The organism is Mangrovihabitans endophyticus (assembly GCF_014646155.1).
Taxonomy (GTDB): domain Bacteria; phylum Actinomycetota; class Actinomycetes; order Mycobacteriales; family Micromonosporaceae; genus Actinoplanes; species Actinoplanes endophyticus.
Genome location: NZ_BMMX01000002.1, coordinates 194,295 through 216,102, shown reverse-complemented (window position 1 = coordinate 216,102; position 21,808 = coordinate 194,295). Strand labels below are relative to the sequence as shown.

Genomic DNA, 21,808 nt, shown 5'->3' with positions numbered 1-21,808 from the left:
GCGTCAACAGCGGATGTCTCGTACGGCGGAGGTGGGTTGTTGATGGTGGGCGGTCGGCCTCCGGTGTGTCTGGATGGCGTGGTGGTGGTGCGGTCGGGTCGGTGGTTTTCGCTGGATCCGGTGGGGGTGCCGCCGGAGTGGGTGGTGCGGGCGCCGGCGGTGAAGGGTGTTGTTCAGGTTCGTTTTGGGCCGGGTGCGCTGGGCGCGGTGGTGGTGCGGGACGCGTTGCGGCGTGAGGATCCGGGCGTGGTGGCCCGGATGGTGGAGGTGTTGGAGCCGGGGCAGGCCGCGACGATCAGTCTGGCCGAGGTGGTGGCGCGTACAGCGGTGCATGGGTTGTATGTGGATTTGCCGCAGCGGGCTGATCTGGTGGATGCCGCGGATGGGCGGTTGGTGCCGATCGACGGGTGGCATCGGGCCGTTTCACCGCAGCGGGCCGCGGGGGTGCGGGTGGTCCCGGTCCGGCATATGGTGCAGGACCGGCCGGCCGCGGCTGGTGAGGTGGCCTCGTGGGGGCGGATGTCGGGGCAGTTGCGCCTGCGTGCTGAGGGCGTGGAGCTGGGTCTTCCCGCCGCCGTCCTCCACCGGCGGCGGGATCTACTTGAGGCAGCGATCGTGCCGGTGCTGGCCGATGGCCAGATGGTGGCGGGGACACCGGTTGAGGCGCCCGGATACGCCGGGTTGTTGACGCTGCTGGACGATGTCCGGGCTGGTTCGGTGTCGTCGTTGACGGTGGAGACGGCGGCGGGAGATGCCCTCCAGCTCTTCGTCGCCGGCGAGCGTGACGGAGTCGCGGTGGTGGACCGGACCGCGCAGCCGGCGGTCCTGCCCGCACGTCCCGAGACCATCCGGCTGGCGCCACTGACAACGAGCCTCACGCATGCCGGCATGATCGGGTTGTCGGAACGTGTGCGCGCGCGGATCGGCATCGGCGACGGCGAGCAATACTGCCTCGCACTCGCGTCGGCAGCGCTGGAGGAACTCTTCGGGAACGGCCCGGACGACGGCATCTCGGTCGCCGGGATCCGGGGTGCCGACGTCTCCCTCGACGACAGCATCCTCACCATGGGTCCGCTGCCCGCGCTCGGCAGCCCGCGGGACTGGCCGACCATAGCCGGCGGCTGGACCGCCACCGGGCAGATCGTCGGCGCCGTGACCGGCCGGGCCGCGGTGGTCCACCTGGAGCGCCCCGGGCGCGTGGGCCATGTCGTCGTTGCCGTCGGCACCGAGGACGGCGTGCGCTGGCTCGACCCGGCGCAGCCCCGGCCGCAGGACCGGGTGCGCGAGCACCGGGACATCACCGAAGCGGCCGGCGACGGGCACCGGCTGCCGTCCGCCGAGTCGGACGCAGGACTGCGCGCCCGGATCTTCGACACCGACGGGCGTCTGCTGCCGCATCCACCCGCGCCGGTGCCGTCCGCGGATGCGGTGCTGCCGCTGCTGGACGCGCCGGACCCCCGAGTCGCCGGCGCCGGTTTCGAAGCCGAGCAAGCCCCGACCCTGTGGATCGAGGGCGTCGACAACATCAAGAACGTACGCTCCTTCGTGCTGGCCGAGCACCCGTCCGGCATGCTGCGCATCGCGGTGGAGACCAAGCTCGCCGTCCAAGGCGCCGACGGGCTGCTCTATGCGACACCGGCAGAAGCGGAGGCGGCCACCGGCACCGCGGACGACATCCTCGTCGGCAAGCCGGAACTCATCTCCGGCATCATGCGCGTCCAACCGCACGAGGAGGGACGCCACGACCCGGACGCCGTCTTCCGGGCACTGCGCGGGCTGAGCGCCGCCGCCGCACGCATTCCCGGCCAGGACGGCACCCGCGCCAGCGTGTCGTTCGAGCAATACCTTCGTGCGGCACAACTGGACGAGATGACCCTGACGAATCTGGGGCGACGTGCGAGCCTCGGCCCGCCCTCGATCGGGGAACCGCGCGGCGAGCATTACCACATGAGCTTGGGCATCGTGCACGACGGCATGTACGAGCTGCTGCAGAACCTGCTCCCCGGCATCTGGAAGGACGAGGCGAACGGCTGGCTGAACCAGGCACACACCGCCGACGGACTCGACTTCGGCCGGGAGATCGGCGCACGGTTCCTGCACTGGCGGCGAACCGGTTCTCTGCCGGAGCCGGACGGGACGCCGGTTCAACCGCTGGCGATGACGGCTCCGTTGAGCGGACAGGACTCGTCTGACGTACGCCGGGGCCTCAAACAGGTCTCCGGCTATGCGGCGCTCGCCTACACGAACGCGGCCGGCCTGGCCGAGTACACAGTGGTCGCAGGAAATCCGAAATCCCTGGTCGCTGCCCTGTCCCGGATCGACTTCATCGACGTCTGGGCCGACCTTCCGGAAAACGCGCAGGAATACCTGCGCGCAGACCTGAACGCCTTCTGGGAGAACTTCGAGCGCCGCTTCCGCGCCCGCATCCCGTCCTTCGACGACACCTATCGTGAGTTCGTCGAGCCCGGCGCCGGCGACGTGGAGCTTCGCTCGCTCAATCTGACCGACGGCGACGAGGATCGGGTCGAGCTGGCCGACTACCTCCTGGCGCCGATGCGCGGCGACACGGCCGCCCCCGGCCAGCGCGAGGTCTTCGGCGGCATGACGACGCTGCACCGCACCGACGTGAACGACGCGGCGCTGCTGGTGCCGCACGAGGTCGTCGAGATCCGCGCCGACCTCGGTCAACAGCTCACCGTGGACCGCTTCGAAGAGCGCTACCGGCAAGCCGCAGCCTGGTCGGCGACCGCCTACCAGCAAGCTCTCCTCCTGCCCGCCGACACCCGCATCGGATATGCCCGGGACTGGCGGGGCAGCGCCGGCAGATTCCCGCAACGGGCCGGTCTGCACTGGCTCGGCGACGACAACTCACCACCGCCGGCCTGGGCCATCGAACTGGGCGCCGCAGCGTCCGCCGCGGGCCGCACCCTCGTGGTGCTGCACACGGCCGTCACCGATCGCCGCGGCGCCACACGGTACACCGACGAGCGGATGAACCGTTTCGGCGACCTGCTGGACGCGAACTGGCCGCTGGTGCGCAGCGCCCTGTTCGTGCTGACCGGCTATCACCGCGACGTCCATCTGATGGCCCAGGACGTGAATCTGCCCCGGATCCACCCCAACGCGCCGACCCGGCTCAGCCCGGGACAGCGGGGCGGCCTGCACGCGGACAAGGGATGGCGGCTCGTCACCTTCGACAACCGGGTCGTGATCAACCGCGGTGACGACCTCTCCGGCGACTTCGTCGCTCAGGCGCTCAGGATGGTCGACCGCGCGGCCGCGCAGGTGCCGGGTTCCGTGGATCTGACGTCGGCGGGGGTGCGGCAACAGGTCGGCCGCTTGGCGGCCGGGGTGCTGGCCGGTGCTGGTGTGTCCGGGACCGCGGCGTGGTGCGTCGCGGTGGCCGCGGTGGTGCGGGATGCCCATTTCGGTGGACTGCCGGTGCTGCCGGCGGGTGCGACCTCGGCCGACGACGCTCTCCACGGGATGGGGCTGTGGTCGCGGTGGGGACCGCCCGGATCGTGGCCGCGCATCGGCGACTGGGACGCCGTCGAGCGGGTGGTATCGGCGGAACCCGGGCGGCTGGCGGTGGTCTTGATGAGCCGGCCCGGCGGGGTGGGCGACCTCGACGGGGTGGGCCATGCGTACGTGGCCGTGAACCACGGCCGTGGGGTGGCGTGGGTCAACCCGCAGACGCCGGGTGAGCCGTACCGGCTGCAAACGTTGTCGCAGGTGCGAGCCGACGACCCGACCATCACCGCGGATCTGCGATGGCGTGTCTACGGCAGTGACCGCCGCGAAATCGCCCTGCCGGTGGTCACCGGCGTGCCGGCCACCCACCAGCTCCTGGCCGGCGCCCAGCAGTACGGCGCACCGCCGCGCCTCAAGCTCACCGAGGACGAGCGGGAGACCCTGCAGGACCTGTGGTCGCACCGGGCGGACCCGGCCAGCTCCGCCGCACTCGCGGCCTGGCTGCGTGAGAACGGCGACCAGGTGCAGCGTCGTGACCTGGCGCAGGTGTTCGACGTCGACGGCAAGCCGGTCTCCACGGCGACGGTGACGAGCTGGATCGAGCGGGCCGACGAACATCCCTGGGCATCCGCTGTGTCCCTGCAAAAGATCGAAGCGCACCGTCAGCACGGCACACCGTCGCGCCGCAAGCTCACCGAGGACGAGCGGGAAACCCTGCAGCACCTGTGGTCGCACCGGGCGGACCCGGACAGCTCCGCCGCACTCGCGGCCTGGCTGCGTGAAAACGGCGACCAGGTGCAACGCCCCGACCTGGCGCAGGCGTTCGACGTCAACGGCAAACCGGTCTCCAAACAGACGGTGACGCGCTGGATCGAGCGCGCCGACGAACACCCCTGGTCATCGCTGCAAGGGATCGAAGCCCGCCGTGCCCGCCCGCTCACTGCCGACGAGACGGAGGAGCTTTCCCGGCTGTGGGCAGACCGGGAAACCCTGGACGGCTCCCGGCGGCTCGCGGACTGGCTGCGGGCCAACGGCGATGACGTCAGCTCGGCGGAACTGGCGGCGACGTTCATCGCGGCAGGCCGACCGGTCACCAAAACGACGGTCCGAGACTGGCTGTCCCGGCTCGATGAGCATCCGTGGACCTCCGACCGGGCGGGCCGGCCACAAGCGGCTCGCGGCCGGCACTTGACCGCCGACGAGAGGGACTGGCTGGCGCAGCGCTGGACCGACCGCGCCGACTCCGAGAATTCCGTTGCGGTCGCGGACTGGATGCGAACGCACGGCGCCGAGGTCAGCCACGTCGACCTGGCCGAGGTCTTCGCTACCACCAAGACGACCGTGGGCAGGTGGGTCAAACGGCTGATGACCCAGCAGAATCCGCCTTGGGAGGCGGCGCACGCACGGACCAGGATCGGAGTCAAACGGTCCCGGCCAGGGGCCGAGGATTGGTCCTCGGGCGCCGTCGAAGAGGGCGAGCCCGCGCAACGGTCCGCGCCGGTGATCGACCCGGACTTGTTGCAGGCGTTGGTCGGCCGGCAGGACTGGGACGGACTGGCCGACGAGGTGAGCCGCCTGCTGCCGGCGTTCAGCCTCACGGACATCGCGGCGGCAACCGGCATCGACCGGGATTTCCTGGAAGCGATGGCCGGTCCGGGGCCGTCGAGCACCTATCCGTTCGTGGGGATGGCGGTCACCGACGTGACGGCGCCGGATTCGGCGCTCCGGGCACAGCATCTGGTCCAGGCGGCGGGCACGGATGCCGCGCAGCGCCAGTGGATGCTCGGGGAACTGGCGCGGGCCGCGGCCGCTCACGGCACCGCCGTGCGGACGTTCCTGGCCGGGCACGCGGAGCACGCGGACCACGAGTCTGCGGTGGCGGTGTGGGAGCACTTCACCGATGTGGTGGCCGGGGCCGGCCCGGACGGGTTGTCGCCGGTGGTGGCCGTGTACGAGCAGGTTCACGCCCTGCTGGCGGAGATGGGGCCGGGTAGCCCGTTGCCCTCGCCCGCGACGGTCCTGACCCGCGAGGCCGCCCCGACGAGCGGCAGGAGCAGCACCGACACGGGCTTCACCCTGTTCGACGACAACCTGCGGGACCTCGCGCACGCTCAGGTCGAGCAGGGCAACCATCTGATCGAGGTGCTGAGCGGGCTGCTGGCGCACGACTTCATCAAGGAATCCGTGTGGGCCGCGTGGACGGTGCGCCGCAACCGGTCGAAACTCGCCCGCGCGGTGGCGGACCTGGAAGGGCGCGCGGAGGACCTGGCGCGCATGGAAGACGCGCGCACGGCAACCGCACGGATCCCACGTCAGGTGCGCGTGGAGGTCCGGGTGCGGCTGGCCCAGTCGCTGGAGAACGTCAGCCGGGTCACCGAACGGGCCGGCCACCGGATCAAGCAGCTCATCGAGGACAAGGCGATCCGGGCCGGCCTGCGCGCCGGCAACACCCACGAGCGCGCCAAGAAATCGCTCGGGTACGTGAGCTCGGCGCTGACCGCAGCGGCCCCGTTGGCCATCCCGGCCGGGGCCGCGCTCGCCCCGGCCGCCCTGGAACTCGGCGTCAAGGCCGCAGCCGCCGCGTCGCTGGAGGCATTCCAGCGATGGCAGGAACACGTGTATCGGCGCGAACACTCGTCGGGCGAGGCGCTGCTCGCCCACGATCAGGATCCGCTGACCATGGCGCGGGCGATCGTCGCCAAGCAGGAGCAGGCGATCGAACTGTTGATGGCGGCCGCCGGCATCGGCGGCGCGTACGTGCCCGGCTGGCCCTTGATCTCGTCGGCGATCACCAAGGTCCTGCAGGGATATCTCCAGGAGCGGGTGACGCTCGCCCAGCGGGACCTCGAAGGCACCACCCCCGCCGGGCAGGACCGCTGGCGCCGGGCGGTCGACTCGGCGTGGGATCGGCTGCACCACGAGGTCAAGGCGAAACGCACCGACATCGGCTCCCTGCAGCAGGCGTTCAACACGCTCCACGGCGACCCGGATTACCTCGGCCTGGCCAACATCGCCTCCGACGCCGCCGTCGAAGCCGCCCTGGGCGCGCTGCTCGCGGTGATGCCGCCCCGCCCGGCCGAGCCGGTCACCGGCGCGATGCTGCGCACCGCCGTCCTCGACGTGGTGGGCAAGCTGAAGACCGGCTGGTACACCCCGCAACCCACACAGCCCGCGCTGCGATCAGACGAGAGCGTCCCGGCCGGCGTACCCACCACCGACGACCGGGGACGCCCCATCCAGGCGTACCGCGCGAACTACTCCGACGAGGAACACGCGTACGTGGCGGTGGAGTTCAGCGGCGCCCGGTTCTGGGGCTACCTCAACCGCTTCACCCGCAGCTTCCGGCCGGTACGCCCGGTACCTGCCGGACCCGAGGTGGCCGAACGGTGGTTCAACCGCGTTCTCAAAAACGGAAGGTACCTCGAACTGCCGCCGGAGGGCAGCACGGCGAAGCCCACACCCGTCCCCGGACAGTGGTACCGGCTTCTCGATCTTTACTACGGCTTCCTGCGCGAGAGCGACGGCGTTCTTGAGGTCGCCGGCCCGGCCTACGCGACGTCGAGAATGTCCACCGACGAACACAACATCCATCTCACCCACCTCCGGCATCCCCAGTGGGTGAGCAACACCTTCGACTGGGATCCCCCCGCACTGCTCACCCTGGACTTCTCCCGGAGCGAGTTCACCCCCGTCTCCGATCTCTGGGCGACACGACAGTTCGCGTACGCGATCGCCGGCCGCCTCATCGATGACCACACCGCGCCGCACGGACCGGTGGCCCGCCCGCAGGTCCACGTCGACGGCGGCGGCAACCGCCATCCGGTGCAGACGGCAATCGTCCGGCTCCTCACCGAACCCGGCCCGCGCACCGCGCCCGGCCACCGGCGGGCCACCGCCGTGCAGGACCTGCTGGCCCGGCTGGTCAGCGAGGAAATGCGGCGCATCCAGCGGGAACGCGACCTCACCGACGCCGACCTGCCGCAGGTCCCGGCCGACCTGTTCGCACCGGTGGTCGACCGTGGCCGCAGTGCCCGCGACGGCGCCGGTTCCGGGCGGCGGCAACGACGCCAGTCGCACGCCTGGATCGAATACCGCGCGGCCACCCCGGCCACCAGCGTCGAGCCGTCGCCCGTGGTCAGCGCCGACCCTCGCGACCTCGACCCGGCGGCACCGGCCCCCGAGCCGCTGACCCTCGCGGCCGCCGACGAGATGAGCCTGCTCGCCGCGCAAGCACTGAGCCGCATGACCACCCCGCAGCCGGGTACGCCGTCGGCCGCCGACGAGCGGTACTGCGTGCGATTCGCGGCTGCCGCCGTCGTGGCGACCTTCCCGGAAGGCCTGGCACCGGGGCGCACCGCCGACGACTCCGTGCTCGACCACGATGCGGGGCTGGCCTGGGACCGGCCGGCGGCGTGGCCTCGGGCCGCCGGTTGGAACGCCGTTGCCGAAATGCTGCGGCCGGGCCGCACGGACGACGCCGGCGCCCCGGTCGAACCAGGCCGCATCGCGGTGGTACTGATGGGCCGGCCGGGCGGACTCGGGCACGCCTTCGTCGCCGTCCGGACCTCGTCGGGCGAGATCGGGTGGCTCGATGCCCCTGACCCGGGCCGGGCGGTGCGCATGCGCTCACACGCCGAACTGATGCGGGACGGGCTGCCACAGGTCGACCTGCGCGTCCGGGCGTACCACCACGACCGGACGCCCGTGCGCGGTGCGCCGGAGCCGCCGGAGTCGGCCTCCACGGCTCGATCCGGGGCCGCACCGGGCACCGGCTACGGCCTGCTCGGCGGTGAAATGGAGTCGCTCGCCCGGGTCGGGGCGCCGATTGCCGGGATGGACGATCCCCGCCGCGCGCGGTGGTCGGCCCGGCCGCTGGCCCTGCTGCCCGGCCTCGGGGTCAACCTCGTGCTCGACGAGGCGATGGTGACCATCGGCGGGTCGGGCACGGTGTACCGGTCGCGTAACGAAGCCGCGATGATCGAGCAGACGCTGCGGCAGCAGCGGTGGTTCATCGTCGAGGCAGTCACCTATCCCGGCGCGGTCCTGGACCATGAACTGGCCGCGGGCGGCCCGGACGCGCTGTCCGCGCACCGCAACGGCAAGGCGCTGCTGCGCTGGGTGTATCAAGCCGGGCAGCGCGGGATGACCCTCGGCGAGGCGATGCGCCCGGGCGAGGATCCGCGCGTGACCGCGTTGTTCGACTCCTGGGCGCGTACCCAGACCACGCCCCCGGCGCGAGCGTCCACCGAGGCGGTGCGGGCGGCGATGTTCCACGGCCAGGTCATCGTCGACAGCGAGCTCACCGCCGAGCGCCTGCACTTTCCCGAACAGGTCGCCTCGCTGCACATCGGACAACAGACGACAAGCGGAACGCCACTCGGCGGCCTCGTCACGGTCCTGGAGCCCGTTTATCCGCCCACTGTCCGGCACCCGCACCTCGCCCTCAAGGCCTTCACCGCGAGGACCGGACTGGCCGTCGGCGCCGACCTGGCCCGGGTCTACGTACGCTCGCTCGGCGACCGCCTGCCCGCCGATCGGGTCGACCTGCTGGTGAACCTCTCCGAGCCACTACAGTTGCAGGGCGTCGTCGCGGTTGTGGTCACCCACCTGATGGCCGTCGCCTATTCCCTGCCGGTGGCCACGGGGCCGGCATCGGTAGAGCTGGCGAAGGTCACGTTCCCCGGTCACCCCGACTCGTATCGCAAGAACAAGCTGACGCGGTTGCTGCGGCACAGCCTGGCGACGGCGGTGCGGCGATTGGCCCGTTCTCCGCGGGATTTCGTCGAGCACAACGCGGCATACCTGGTCGACATCATCGGCCGCAAGATGGAACTCGCCGACCCGAACCTAGCGGCCCTCAACCCGGCCGGCGATTGGCTCGACCGCGAGTTCCCGCTCGATCCGACCGGTGGCCGGGAGGGCCTGAACAGCCTGCGGCAGGTGCTCCTGGACGCGTTCACCATGGCCGGGACCATCGACATCCGGTCCCTGTTCGGCGGCATGAGCGTCTTCGACGTCCGCGAGCCGGAAGGCGACGAGCTCGGCCTGCTCCTGCTTGAGCATCGGACGGTCTTGGGCCGGATACCGCTGGCCGACGGCAGCATGGTGGCCGCCTCCCCGACGAACAATCTGGACCAGACCGACGACAACCTCGCGGCCGCGGCCGATCTTGCCCGAGCCGCGTACCAGGCGGCTGCGGACGCCGCGGCCCGTTCCCGGCAGTGGGACGGCATCGAGAACGCCGTTCGGGCGCTCAGCGCCCCGAATTCCATGACCCCCCAGGTCTTCCCCGTATCCGAGGTCGCCCTGGACCAGCCCGCAGCGGTGCCGGTTCCCCCGCCGATCGCCGCCACCCGAGCCGGGCTTCGTCAGCAGCTTGCCACGGTCCGCGGCGCGCTGCTGACCCACGACGCCGCGGCGCGCGCGGCCACCGACGGATACTCGGAGGAGGCCCTCGATGCGCGCGCCGCGTGGGAGGCGTTCACCGCCGGACTGGATCGCGCCCAAGAACGCGTCGACAACGTCGACCTGGCGGCCATGCGGTCCGAGGTCAACGACCTCTGGCGGGCGTACGATCTGGCGGCGACCCGCGTCGTCGCGCTCGCGCCGCACCTGCGCAGCGCGCTGTCCCACGTCTGGGCGAACGGCTCGCAAGTGCGCCCCGCGTTCGCACCGGGCCCGGGCGTGGGCGGCGCCGCCGCGGTCTTCGGGCTGACCGTACTGCACGGCGGCGACGGCGGCTTGGCCGCCGCGCTGGCAATCGCCGCAGGGCTGCCGGAGGAACCCGCAGGGCTCACGCCGGACAACGTCGGCGCCGCAGCCCACCGGCTGGGACTGCGGGTGGTGGTGGTCCACGGCGCCGACGTCCACGTCTTCGGCGACCGAGGCCATCGAGAAGTTCACGTCGCCCGGCACCGAGACCCCGAAGGCGTCCACTACATTCCGCTCGCCTCGGATCCGGCCTTCCCCGAGATGCCGGAGACCCTGGCGGCGGAAGCGGTCGGCGATGCCTTCACCACACTGGCTGTCGGCTCCGGCAACGAACTGCTTCGCCGCGCCAGGATGCTGCTGCCCGCCGACCACGGCGCCGCCACCTGGACGTCAGAAGGCGCACGATCCGGCGGTTCGGTTTTGCGCGATCTGCTGAGCGGGCCGGCCCTGATCGAACGCCTGCCGCAGGCACTCGGTCCGGACGGCTTGCGCCTGCGAGCGGGCGCGAGCCGCGCCGGACGGCAGCGCCCGCAATTGGTGCTGCGTGCCCGCCGCACCGGCACCTATCGCATGCTGCCCGCCGAGACGGCCGGCGTGACCTACCAGGGCGCGCTCGACGTGACCATGGAATGGCGCGGCGATGCCGGTGGGCGCCGGGCCGCCGCCGGACACGCCACCGTGCAGATGCCGGAGACGGTGCGGCGGGATGCTCCGGCAGCGGCCGGTCGCGAAACGCCGGAACTCCGCCATGTTTCCCGACACGAACGGCTGGCCGTCGGCGGACTCCACGCCGGTGCGGTCGTGCTCGGCGCGATCGACGACGACGCCCGGGCCGCGATCGGTAGGGCGCTTGGCCGCCTGCACACCGCCGAGGAAGTGCGTCGGCTGCTGGCCGACTCACTGGCCACCCGGCAGCCCGTGCGGTCCGGGCGGGGGACGGCACGGCTGGAGCTGAGCGACCCGCGACCGGCCGGATACGTCCGCGTCGGCGGCAGCCATCGGATGGTGATCCGCGCCGCGCTCATCGTGGTGGCCGACACCCATGACACCACCTCCGTGCGCCACGCGGGCACGGTCGAGCTGCTGGCCGACATGGAAGCGGTCGGGCATCTCGCACGGCGTCACGCCGACCTGGTACCCGGCTCCGAACCGCAGCCGTACCTCGACCCGCCCGGCTACCCGGAACCGGCCACGGCCACACCGGCACCGGCGGACCGCTGGGCACGCCTGACCACCGACCCGCTTGTCGGCTTCGACGCGGCGCGTTTCGGCGACTTGGTCAATCAGGCGCGCACCGGTGCCGTCGGGGCGTCGGCCGGCCCGACCGAGGTCGGGGAACTGCTCGCGTGGGTCGAAGCCATCGGCCGGGTTCCGGACGACGCCGGGCAGATCGCCGCTCGTATGGGGCTGCCCGGCCCGGCACCGCTCATCGAGGCGGCCCGGCACCTCGTCGTCGACGTGCGCGGCCTGGATCTTCTCGGGGAACCGCTCGCGGCCGGCATGCCGGTGCGCGAGTGGCCCGACGCGCTCGCGCGGTACGGCGTCGAGAACGCCGACGACGTGGTGCGACTGGCCGAGATCGGGGCCCGCCTCGGGCTGACCCGCGACGACCTGCCGCTGTTCGTCCGGTTCCGGGAGCACGGGGTCGCCCTGGAACTGCTGCATGCGCTGCCGGACGGATATCTGACGGCCGTGCTCGACACCGTACGTCGGCAGCGGCGCATCGTCGACGCGCCGGATTCCGGGGCGCACGAGCTGGGCCTGCCGGACGAGACCACGGCCCGGCTGCTGTCACGGGCGCTCGGCTTGAACCCGGTCGACCTCGCGCTGCTCGGCGCGCCTCTGCAGCACGCGGTTCGCGACGTGGCGGAGGCCGTCGACCGGGAGCGCCCGGACACGGACGAGGACCCGCAGCGGTGGGCCGAGCGGGTCGCTGCGGCCGTCAGCGCCGGGCTCCAGGACGCCGGCACCGGCGGCAACCGGCACTGGCACCTGACCCGTGAGCTGGGTTTCCCGGTCCGGGATCTCGCCTTCCTGGTGCCGTCCCGGCATGTCGAACTGCTCGCGTACGAGTTCCTCGGCGATGTGCCGCTGAGCCGCGTCGCCGAGGAGCTTCACCTGCTCGCCGAAGCGCACCCCGAGCCGAGCGCCGAGCTGGCAGCGAGCCTGCCGCGGAACCGTTATTCCGCTGCGGAACGGCAAGCCTGGTCGCAGCGGCTCGGGGTGGCCGACGAGGTGTTCGACAGCTTCGTCGACGCGCCGTTCGGTGATCCGGCCGCCGTGCTGCTCGCCGCGAACCGGGCCGGCCTCGGCTCTGGGGCGTTGCCGCGCATCATGGGACTCGCCTACACCATCGGCCGGGTGCCGACTGACCTGGGCCCGCTGGCGCTGCGCATGGACGTGCCGGCGTCGTCGCTGCTCGATGTCGCGACCGGCCTGGAGGTGGACCCGCGTGTCCTGGCCCCGTTCCGGTCGCTGCTGGCCCGTATCGACCCCGAGGACGAATACGCACCCACAGCGGTGACCATCGTGGACAGTGCTCGCGAGATCCTCGAGGACATCACCCCGATCCGCGCCACCCGTTTCCGCGTCGCCTGGCCGCTGCGGCAGGGCACCCGCGGCCGTCCGCCCCACGGGGGCCGGTACGCCCTGGACCCCGCGCAACTGATCACGGTCATGCAGCGCCTGCGCGAACGTCCGCATGAGCCCTTCCACCATGCGGAGAGCGCGTTGCGGGCGGCTGTCGACCGGCTGACCGACCAGTACGATTTCCTCGCCGGGACGCGGCCCGGCGTACCGGACGAGCTGCAGGCGGTGCGCGACTGGGCACGCGACCAACTCACCGACCACGATCCGGACCCGCTGCGGCGCGAACCCCTGCACCGGCTCGCCGAACGGCTTCCCGAGGCCGGGCAGGAACGGCTCGCCGCCGTCGAACGGGAGGCCTACGCGGCCTACACGGCCGCCGCCGGCCGGGCCACGGCGACCTTCGATCATTGGGTCGACGCCCACGATGCCGAACTCGCGGCGCAGCAAGCCGACACCGCGTACGGGCAGGCAGCCGCGGCGCGGTTGCGGGACTGGCTGGTCCGCCAGTCCGCCGCGCTGGCCGACACCGTGGCCGAGGTCGCGCTCCGGGCCGAAGAACGCGCCGCCGCACACCCCTCGCTCTGGCGCGCCGAAGACTTGACCGCAGCCGAGGCCGACGAACGCATCGCCACCATCGTGGCCGGGCTGCCCCGGCCGCGAGCGGCAGCCAACCCGGCCGAAGCATGGGCCGACGATCTCGGGGCGCAGACCGACGACGTCTGGGATCATCCGGCGCTCGACGCGCGCGCCGTCCGGGACCTCGCCATCGCGGCGGACCTGCCTACCCAGACGGCCCGGGACATCTCGGTCTTCCTCAGCCGGGTCCCGACCGAGCTGCCCGGCCTGGCCGCTGCCTGGGGCGTGTCGCTACGGGACGTGGTGCAGTTGTCCCGCCGGTGGAGCATCGACCCGGTCCTGCTGGGCGCCCTCGACTGGACCGAGCTGCGTGAGCGGGAAGACGTCGATGACGAGGACTTCGCCCGCGCCGTGGAGGCCCGCGCCGCCGGTGACGTCCGGGCGTACGTGCTACGGCTGTCACTCGGCGGACGCCGGGAGAACGACTCTGTTCCTGCCGCCGAGGACTGGGAGTTGCTGGCCGCGATCGCCGGCGTTCGCCCGCCGGTCGTGCCTCGGGACCAGGTTGCCGGGACGCGCCTGCGCCGCTGGGGAATGCTGATGAACCGGCTGTCCGAAGCGCTCGGCATGGACGAGATCGAGCTGACTCGACTGACCGCCCGGCTCGCCGTTCCGGCGAGCTGGGTGCGTGCGCTGGCGGTGCGCATCGGCCACCTGCCGGTGGACCTGCCCGAACGGGCGGCACGCCTCGGCGTCGCCGACCCGGGACGGCTCTTCGCCCTGGCCGCCCACCTCGGCGTCGACCCGGCGTCGATTCCTGCCGACCCGCGGCTGGCCCGGCTCAATCATGAGGGCGAGACTCGTTTCGCCGCCGTCGCCGACCTGGCCGGTGACCTCGAAGCGCAGCTCCCGCCGGACGACACCACGCTCAACGACCTGCTGTGGGAGCTACATCAGCACACCGGGCGGGTCCCGGTGGACATCGTCGAGCGCGCCGCCGAGTCCGGCCGCAGCGTGCGACAGTTGGCCGAGCTCGCCCACCGGCTGCACGTCGACCCGAGGGTCGCCGCGGTCGCGGCCGAAGAGTTGCCGCCTGGCAAGACCGAGGATCTCGCCGAGCGGTCCCGCCGCTGGATGGCCCGGCTCCACGACCGGTACGGCATCGCCACGGCCGACATCTGGCAGGTGCTGATGACGCACCTGCGGCCCAGCGGCTACCGCTATCGCACCCTCGACGACCTGCCCGCTCGCGACGCCGAGCGGGAGCTGCTCGCGTACCGGGTCTCAACCGGGGTGTTCCGGCAGCACACCGCGGCCGTCCTGGCCGAGGAACCGGTCGATGGGCTCTTCGACATCCTGCGCGGTCTCGGGACGGCGACCCGCGGCCGGGGTGCACCGCCGCTCATCGGCGGCCTGCAAGTCCCCGACGGGATGGAGATCCTGCCGGACGAGGCGGACCGCGCTCCCGCGCGGGTGCGGATCCGCACCGGCTTCGGCGCCGACGACGCGGCCTATGTGCGCCTGATCCAGATGTACTACGCGAACCTGCCGACCCTGAGCCGGATGTCGGCGCTTGCCGCCGAACCGGATCGAGCGCAAGCGTGGCAGCGGGGCGGGTACGCCAGCGTGCAGGATCTGCTCCGCCGGCATACCGACCCGGCCGCACCGCTGCACCTGAACGTGCGTTGGCGTTCCGCCGACACCGTCACCTTCGCCGTCGGTGCGCGGGACGAGCCGACCCGCCGCGGGGCCGCGATGCTGCTGGCCGCACTGGTCGACGCCGCCCGCGACCCGCGACCGCCGCGGCACTTGATGGGGCGGCTGCGCAGCGCCGGCGCCTACCACGAGTCCACTGACGCGAGGCACGAGGTGGCCGTTCGCGAGCTGACCCGGCGACTTCCCCATCCACTGGCCCGGGTGCAGGTCGCGGCGGTCTTCCAGCACGGTGCCTGGCCGCCCGAGCGGGACGGGGATCCGCAACCACCGCCGACGCTGGGGCCGGTGCTGGCCGATCGCACCCTCGCTGTGCCGGTCGGTGATTCCGGCGTGGCTGCAGCACTGCGCGACGCGCCGGAAACCGCGGGCCTCGACGTTGCCGCCCTGAACCGTCTCGGCGTACGACTGGCGACCGCGAGCGGCGTGTCTCCGGTCGAGGTTCTGCTGTGGCTGGCCGGCCCGGACCGGGTGCTGGCCCGGATGAACCCGGGGCTGGAGCTGAGCATCGCCGAGGCGATGCGGCTGCTGGCCGTCGGCCGTGCGGCGATCCCGCCGCAGTCGGTGCGCGATGCCTACCGGGAACTCCACCGGCTGTCCCGGTTGACCGATCCGCAGCGGGCGGCGTGGCTCGCCGAGCAACTCCCGAGGCATGAGGCCGCGTGGACGCGGCTGCTGAACGACGGCACCCGGCCGACGGCCGACCCCGACCCCGCTGTCCGGGTCGACGCGGCGTGGCAGCAGCCTCTGCTGCCGGTTCCGGCCGACGGCGGCATCGACGCCTGGCTGCGGACCAGGGTCGGGCAGGGCCTGCACCCGGTGCCGCACGACGCCGGCCATCGCGGCGAGATGCCCCGGACCGGGTTCACGTTTGCCCTCCAGGCGCCGGTCCGGCCGTCCGGCAATCCCTGGACATCGGTGCGCCCGGACAGTCGGTGGGAGCTGATCGAGTCGGCCGCGGACCGGGCCGGTCTGCCGGGCGCCGTGCTGCGGCGCGCCGGCGAGACCATGACGGTCACCCTCGCGGATCTGGGTGTGCTGGAACGGCCCTGGCGACAGATCGGGCACCTGCTGCGGGTGCTGCGCGGGTACGGTGCCCGCCCGGTGCCCGCCTCGGCCACCGTCTCGATCACGCTGCCTGGCGCCGGAACTGCGACGGCGCTCGACATGTTGATCGCCGCGCACCGGCCGGCGCTGCTGCGGCTCGGCGCCGACCCGGCGGCCGGACGTGTCCGGCCGCTGCCCGCTCGGGAACTCGTCACCGTCGAGGGCGACGTCGCGACGTTCCACCTCTTTGCCGCGACCCTTGATCTGCCAGTGCTGCAGGCGCAGACCCGCCTGGCCGCAGCGCTGGTCCGCACGGCCGCAACCGAGCCCGACGCCGCGGAACCGGACACCACGCAGCCGGAAACGGTCCGCGGCGAGCCGGTGAACGACTGGCGGCTCTACGGACCGCCGGACCCGGGGACCATGCGTCTGCTGGAGCGGTTGTTCCCCGAGCCGGAACTGCGCTGGCAGGCCCTCGCCCTCTGGCACACCACACCCTGGCACCCGGGCGACGGTCACGAGGGTCTGCCGCTCGGGGTGAGCGCAACCGAGGCGACCACCCTCGGCCTGCACACCGGTCCGCAGGACGACGCCGAACTGCTGCGCCGCGAGGACTACCGATACGCGCTTCCGCTGCTCCGGCACGCCCACCCCGGGCTGCTGGTCGGCGATGTCGTGCACGCGCCCGTGCCGGAGCGCTTCTGGGAGGGCTACGTGGACCGGCTACGCGCCGTCGTGGCTTCGGCCGGACCGCACGCCGCGAGCATGCTCACGACCCGCGCCGGGGCCGCCGCCCAAGGGTGGGCGTGGCTCAGCGACCTTCCGTACACCACGGCCGAGTTCGTCGACCGCAACACACGGCCGGCGCCGCCCTCTCCGGTTACCCGGCCGCCGGTCGTCCGGGCGCCGGAGGGCCTGGACGGACTGGTCCGGCACCACGTCGCCCCGACCGTTCTGTCGCAACAGGAGCAGGGACCGGGCGGGCTGTACGCGGCCGTGCTGGCCGCTGCCACCCGCCAGGGCGTGCCACTTCCGGACGGGATCGCCGAAGCGCGCGATCTCTGGCGCCTGCTGGCCGATCTGGTCGAGGACCGGCCCGATCTCTTCGCGGGTGTGCTCAACCGCGGCGTCGGCCCGCTGCTGGCGGGCTACCTGTCCGACTGGTGGGTCCGCGAGTTGCACCCGGCTCCGCACCCGGACCGGCGGACCGAAATCGGCCGGCTGATCGATGCTGCCGACCCGCAGACCCTGGACCGGCTGCGCGGGCTCGAACCCGACGGCCTCAATCCTCAAGACCCCAGCGAGGTACTGATCGACGCGGCTCGGTCGGCTCTCGACGAGGGCGGCGACCTGATCCAGGCTGTGCTGCGGGAGCTGCTCACCGACCGGAGCCTGCTGACCTCGGCGTTGGGCGGTGCCGTCCCGGCCATGCTGGCCCGGGCGCTCGACCTCAACCTCACCATCGACGACGGGTCCCGGCAGTGGATGTGGCGCCCTGGTGCCGCGCACACGCTGTTTCTGGCCGACCGCGACGGCCAGTACCTGCCTTACGGCGCCACGGCCCAGCCCGAGCAGACCGACATCTCGCAGACCGAAGATCCGGACTCCGGCACGGAACGGTCCAGCTCGCCGGAGCCGTTCGTCGGCATGGCGCTGACCGACGTAACCGTGCCCACCTCGACCGGCGACGCGCTCGCCGCGGTCAGCTCGCCACCGGAACTCATCCGCGTGCTGGAACGTCTGCCCGCCGAGGCGGCTCACCTCGACGCGGTGGCGACGCCGCTGATCGGCGAGCCCGACTCCACCGCATGGGCCGCATGGGCCGCCTTCCGCAGCGCGGTCCACTTCGCTGCGCCCACCGATCTGGTGGGGGCCAGGACGCGGCTGGAGTCGGTCGTGGCCGCTTACGACTTCGCGCTCACCCATCTGCCGGCCGGCAGCCTGCCGGACCCGACATCACTCGTCGACGCGCTGCGCGGCGCGCCGTCCCCGGAGGCTGTCCCGGCTACCCCGCGGTCTCTCGACCGTGCCCTCGGGCAGGCGGCCGGGGTCGCTCCGGAGGGTCTCGGCGCCCGCGACGAGCCGGCGCCCCTGGTGGTGGACTTCCCGTCCGGCAGTGACGTGCCGGCGGCGGACCCGGAAGACCTGCGTGACTTCGCAAGGTCCGTCCTGCGGTCTGTCGGTCACGTCTCTCGCCAGACCGTCGACGGCGGGCTTGCAGTGCGGGTGCGGATCGAAGGTGGCGGCGACGGTGGTCTGCGCCGCGCCGGCGTGGTGCGCGACCGCTTGATCGAGGTGGTGCACAACGAGCTGAATCGGGTCCGCACCCGGCGAGGGCTTCCCGACGACGTCATGCCCGAGGTAGCCGCGTTGTTCGCCGATCCGGTGAGCCGAGCTTTCGGATCGTCGGCGGCTGCGGGCGATCGTTCCGGCGAGCGGGAAACCGCACCGCAGCAGAGGACGTTCACGTGGGTCGAGCGAGCCGGCGGTGAGCAGGTCGGCATCTCGCCCAGTGCGCGTGACCTTTACGCGTCGATCACCGAGGACGATCTGCTGGCCCCGCCGTTGTGGCTGTCGCCGGTGCTGGGGCAGCGGAACAGACCGGCGGAAAACCTGATCGTCCTGTCCGACGGGGACACCGCGCGGGCGTTGCCGCACGGTCTGGCGGAAGCGGCGCGGCTACGTCCGGGACAGACACTGATCTTCATCGGTCGTCGGCTGGGGCAGGCGTTGACGCCCGCGCTGCTGCAGGATCTGTCGGTGCTGCTGGCTCAGTTCCACGACGCGGGCGTGACGCCGACGGTGCTGGTCGAGGGCGCCGCCCCGCCGGAGCTGTCCGCGGTGCTGCACGGTGCACCCGTCATCGACCAGGTGCCCGCGGGCCTGAATATTCACTTCGTAGCGCGCACCACGGTGGGCGGCGCGCCGGTGTCGCCGGGAACTGCGGCGGTCACCGCCGGCCTGTTGGATGCCGCGGCCAGGACCGCGCGGCCGGCGGCGGAGCGGGTCAGTGCGCTGGTGGGCAGCGCCACCTGGGCCGACGATGTGCGCCAGCAGTGGACGATGGTGCAAGCGTCGTCGTCTGAGCTGCGGACGCGGGAGACCATCGAGCGTTTGCGGCAGACGGTGGCCCGGGTGCCGCAGGCTCGCTCACCGCGGCTGCTGCTGTCGCAGTTCGACTTTTTCGGGACGTCGGTGGTGCCGGATTATGTGGCTGCCGATGATGAGCGGCGTCCGCGGGTCTTGTTCACCGAGATGGCGCGTCGCCACCGGGACGCTCCGGGGTCGTCGCTGTCGGAGTTCACGTCGTTGGTCGAGGCGACGGCGGCGGGGATGGCGCCGCCGGACCGGGTCCCGCTGGACTTCACGGTGTGGGTGCTGGATCAGGTGGAGCTGATCAGGCAGGGCAGATTCCCCGAGATCGCGCGTTCCTATCCGAAGACGAAGACCGCGCAGGTGAAGCAGCAAATGGCCGCGGCGATCGGCGAGTTCGCGACGACGATGGCCGACCATCAATTCGAGTTGCGGGAGTTCGCCGCCATCGTCCTCGACTGCTGACGATGCGGGCCGAGCCCGGAGTCACCTGACCCGCCAGATCGGGGATCCCGTCGCGGGCCGGGGTTCCCGCACGCCGGGGCGTGCGGAAACCCCGGATGTCACCGCCGGGTCACTTCGCGAAGCGAAGCACGGTGACCGAGTGAGCTCCGAAGGTGTGCGTCAACGTCGAGGCCTTGGCCGTCGTCCGGTGAATCGTCACGTCGTTCAGGTGGCCGACGTCGTTGAAGCTGTCATACCTGGCCCCCGACACCACGGCGAGGGAAACCTTGCCGGAGGGGGCGTAGCCGTTCAGCGCCAGCCGCGCCTGCACCGCCTTGTCCGGCGACCGGTTCACCACCACCAGGTTGAGACCGCCCGCCCGGTCCACGGTCGCGGTGGTCACCAGGGCGTGATACGTCCCGCCGACAGGTGTGGTCAGGCCGCTGTCCACCACGAGATTGTTCTGCGTGTCGGTCGCCACCACGTGGCCGCCGCCGTGCACCACCGGCTTGAGCAACTCCCGCACGGTCGCTTCGGCCGAGAAGACGAAATGCGACGGGCCGCCCAGCATCGCCCGGGTGACACCGGACCTCGTCGAGATGGGGGCGTTGGCGATCGCCCACCGCAGGCCACGATTGAGGAAATGTGACCACTGCGACGCCTCGTACAGGGCGTGGGACATCGCCCACGTCCACTCCCGGTAGGCCGAAGCGTCATGGTTGTCGCCGAAGAACAGCGCGCCGCTCTCCGACACCACCACGTACGCCGAAGGCTTACCGTACTTCTTGACCTCAGCTTGCAGGGCGACGACCGCGTCACGGGAGGCCCCGTCGCCGATCATCTGAGCGTGGTGGCCGGCGATCCGGTTGGGGAACTTGGTGATGCCCAGATCGCGGACGACGCTCGTGTACGGATGCACCGCCAGCCCGTCGTAGTGCTCGGCGTGGCCGTGCTCGGCCATGATCTGCGGGAAAGTCTTGCCCGGATGCAGCACGCCCCGGCCGACCGGCGCCCAGGTCGCGATGACCTGAATCGAGGGATCCACGGCCTTCATGGCCTTGTAGTAGTCGACGAACCCGGCATGCGGCCCGGAGTCGTAGTCGGCGGTGATCACGGCGCCCTTGCGGGGGATCGCGCCGTGCGTCCCGTCGCCGAACTTCACGGCGCCGTTCGCCGGGTTGAACGTGTAGACCCGGGCCTGCCGTCCGGCAGCCGACAGGTCCTTGCATTCGGTCCACGCGGTGCCGTCGACCTTGATCACCTGACTGCGCGGAACCACCGGCGGGTAGTGGACGGTGAACTGCTGGCCCGCTTTACCCGTGCTGACCCCGGCCTGGGGGCGGTGATCGTCGCGGGCGCCGACCCGCTGTCCCTTCTGCCGTTGGGTGCCGCCGAAGGCGTACTGCTGGAGGGCGGTCTGGGTGTCCGAGCTCATCCAGTACCGCTCATGGCCGACGTAGTGTTCGTTGCCGATCTCCCAGTAGCGCACCCCGTACGGCTGGGGGTGTCCGTGTTTGGCGCGCAGGTCGCCGAAAGTGGTTCCGCGCGGGCCGTTCATGTACTGCACCCAGTCGGCGATGTCCTGCGGATCGGTGCTGGCGAACGGCGCCATGATGGTGAGTTCCGCGCCGAGCTGTTCGACCAACGGCATCCACTCGTCCGGCCCGAACCTGCTGTCCACCGGATCCGCGCTTTCCAGTCCGTTGACCTGCCTGCTGCGCTGCGACTGCGGACCGACCGCCCGCTTCCAGTGAAAGAGATTCGCCGACGTACCGCCGGGGTAGCGGAACAGACCGATCCCGGCGCGCTTGAACTTGGCCACCACCTCGGGGCGGACTCGATGCTTGTCCCGATCCCACATGCCGAAGGAGTCGTCGTACCATTTGGAACCGTTGACGCCGGTGATGCCCGAGCTGACGGCTGCCTTGACCGTACGCGCATCGACCGTGATGACCGGCAGAGGTCCCGCCGATCCCGTAGCCGCGGACATCGCCTGGTCCGGCGAGGCGGACGCCCCCGCAGCCGACGCTCCTGCAACGGACGGCTTCGGCGCCTCGCTCGCGGCGGCGGTGTAGGTGACGCCCACACCGGCCGCGCCCGTGCTGACGGCTGCCGCCCCCCACAGAAGACGGCGACGATCGATACGTCTCATGGACTTCCTCTC

2 protein-coding genes are annotated in these 21,808 nt (G+C 72.0%); one reads left to right on the top strand and one right to left on the bottom strand.

Annotation, left to right across the window (positions count from 1 at the left end):
• The first annotated feature begins 42 nt into the window (after positions 1-42).
• Positions 43-19,665, top strand: coding sequence for a hypothetical protein (locus IEY73_RS05565; protein WP_194505931.1), 19,623 nt, complete (start codon positions 43-45; stop codon positions 19,663-19,665).
• Between the two features lie 109 nt (positions 19,666-19,774).
• Here the strand turns inward: IEY73_RS05565 and IEY73_RS05560 are convergent, their stop codons facing one another.
• The gene (locus IEY73_RS05560; protein ID WP_189077988.1) at positions 19,775-21,796 is read right to left on the bottom strand and encodes an alpha-L-arabinofuranosidase family protein; all 2,022 of its coding nucleotides are present in this window, start codon (positions 21,794-21,796) and stop codon (positions 19,775-19,777) included.
• Positions 21,797-21,808: the final 12 nt, after the last annotated feature.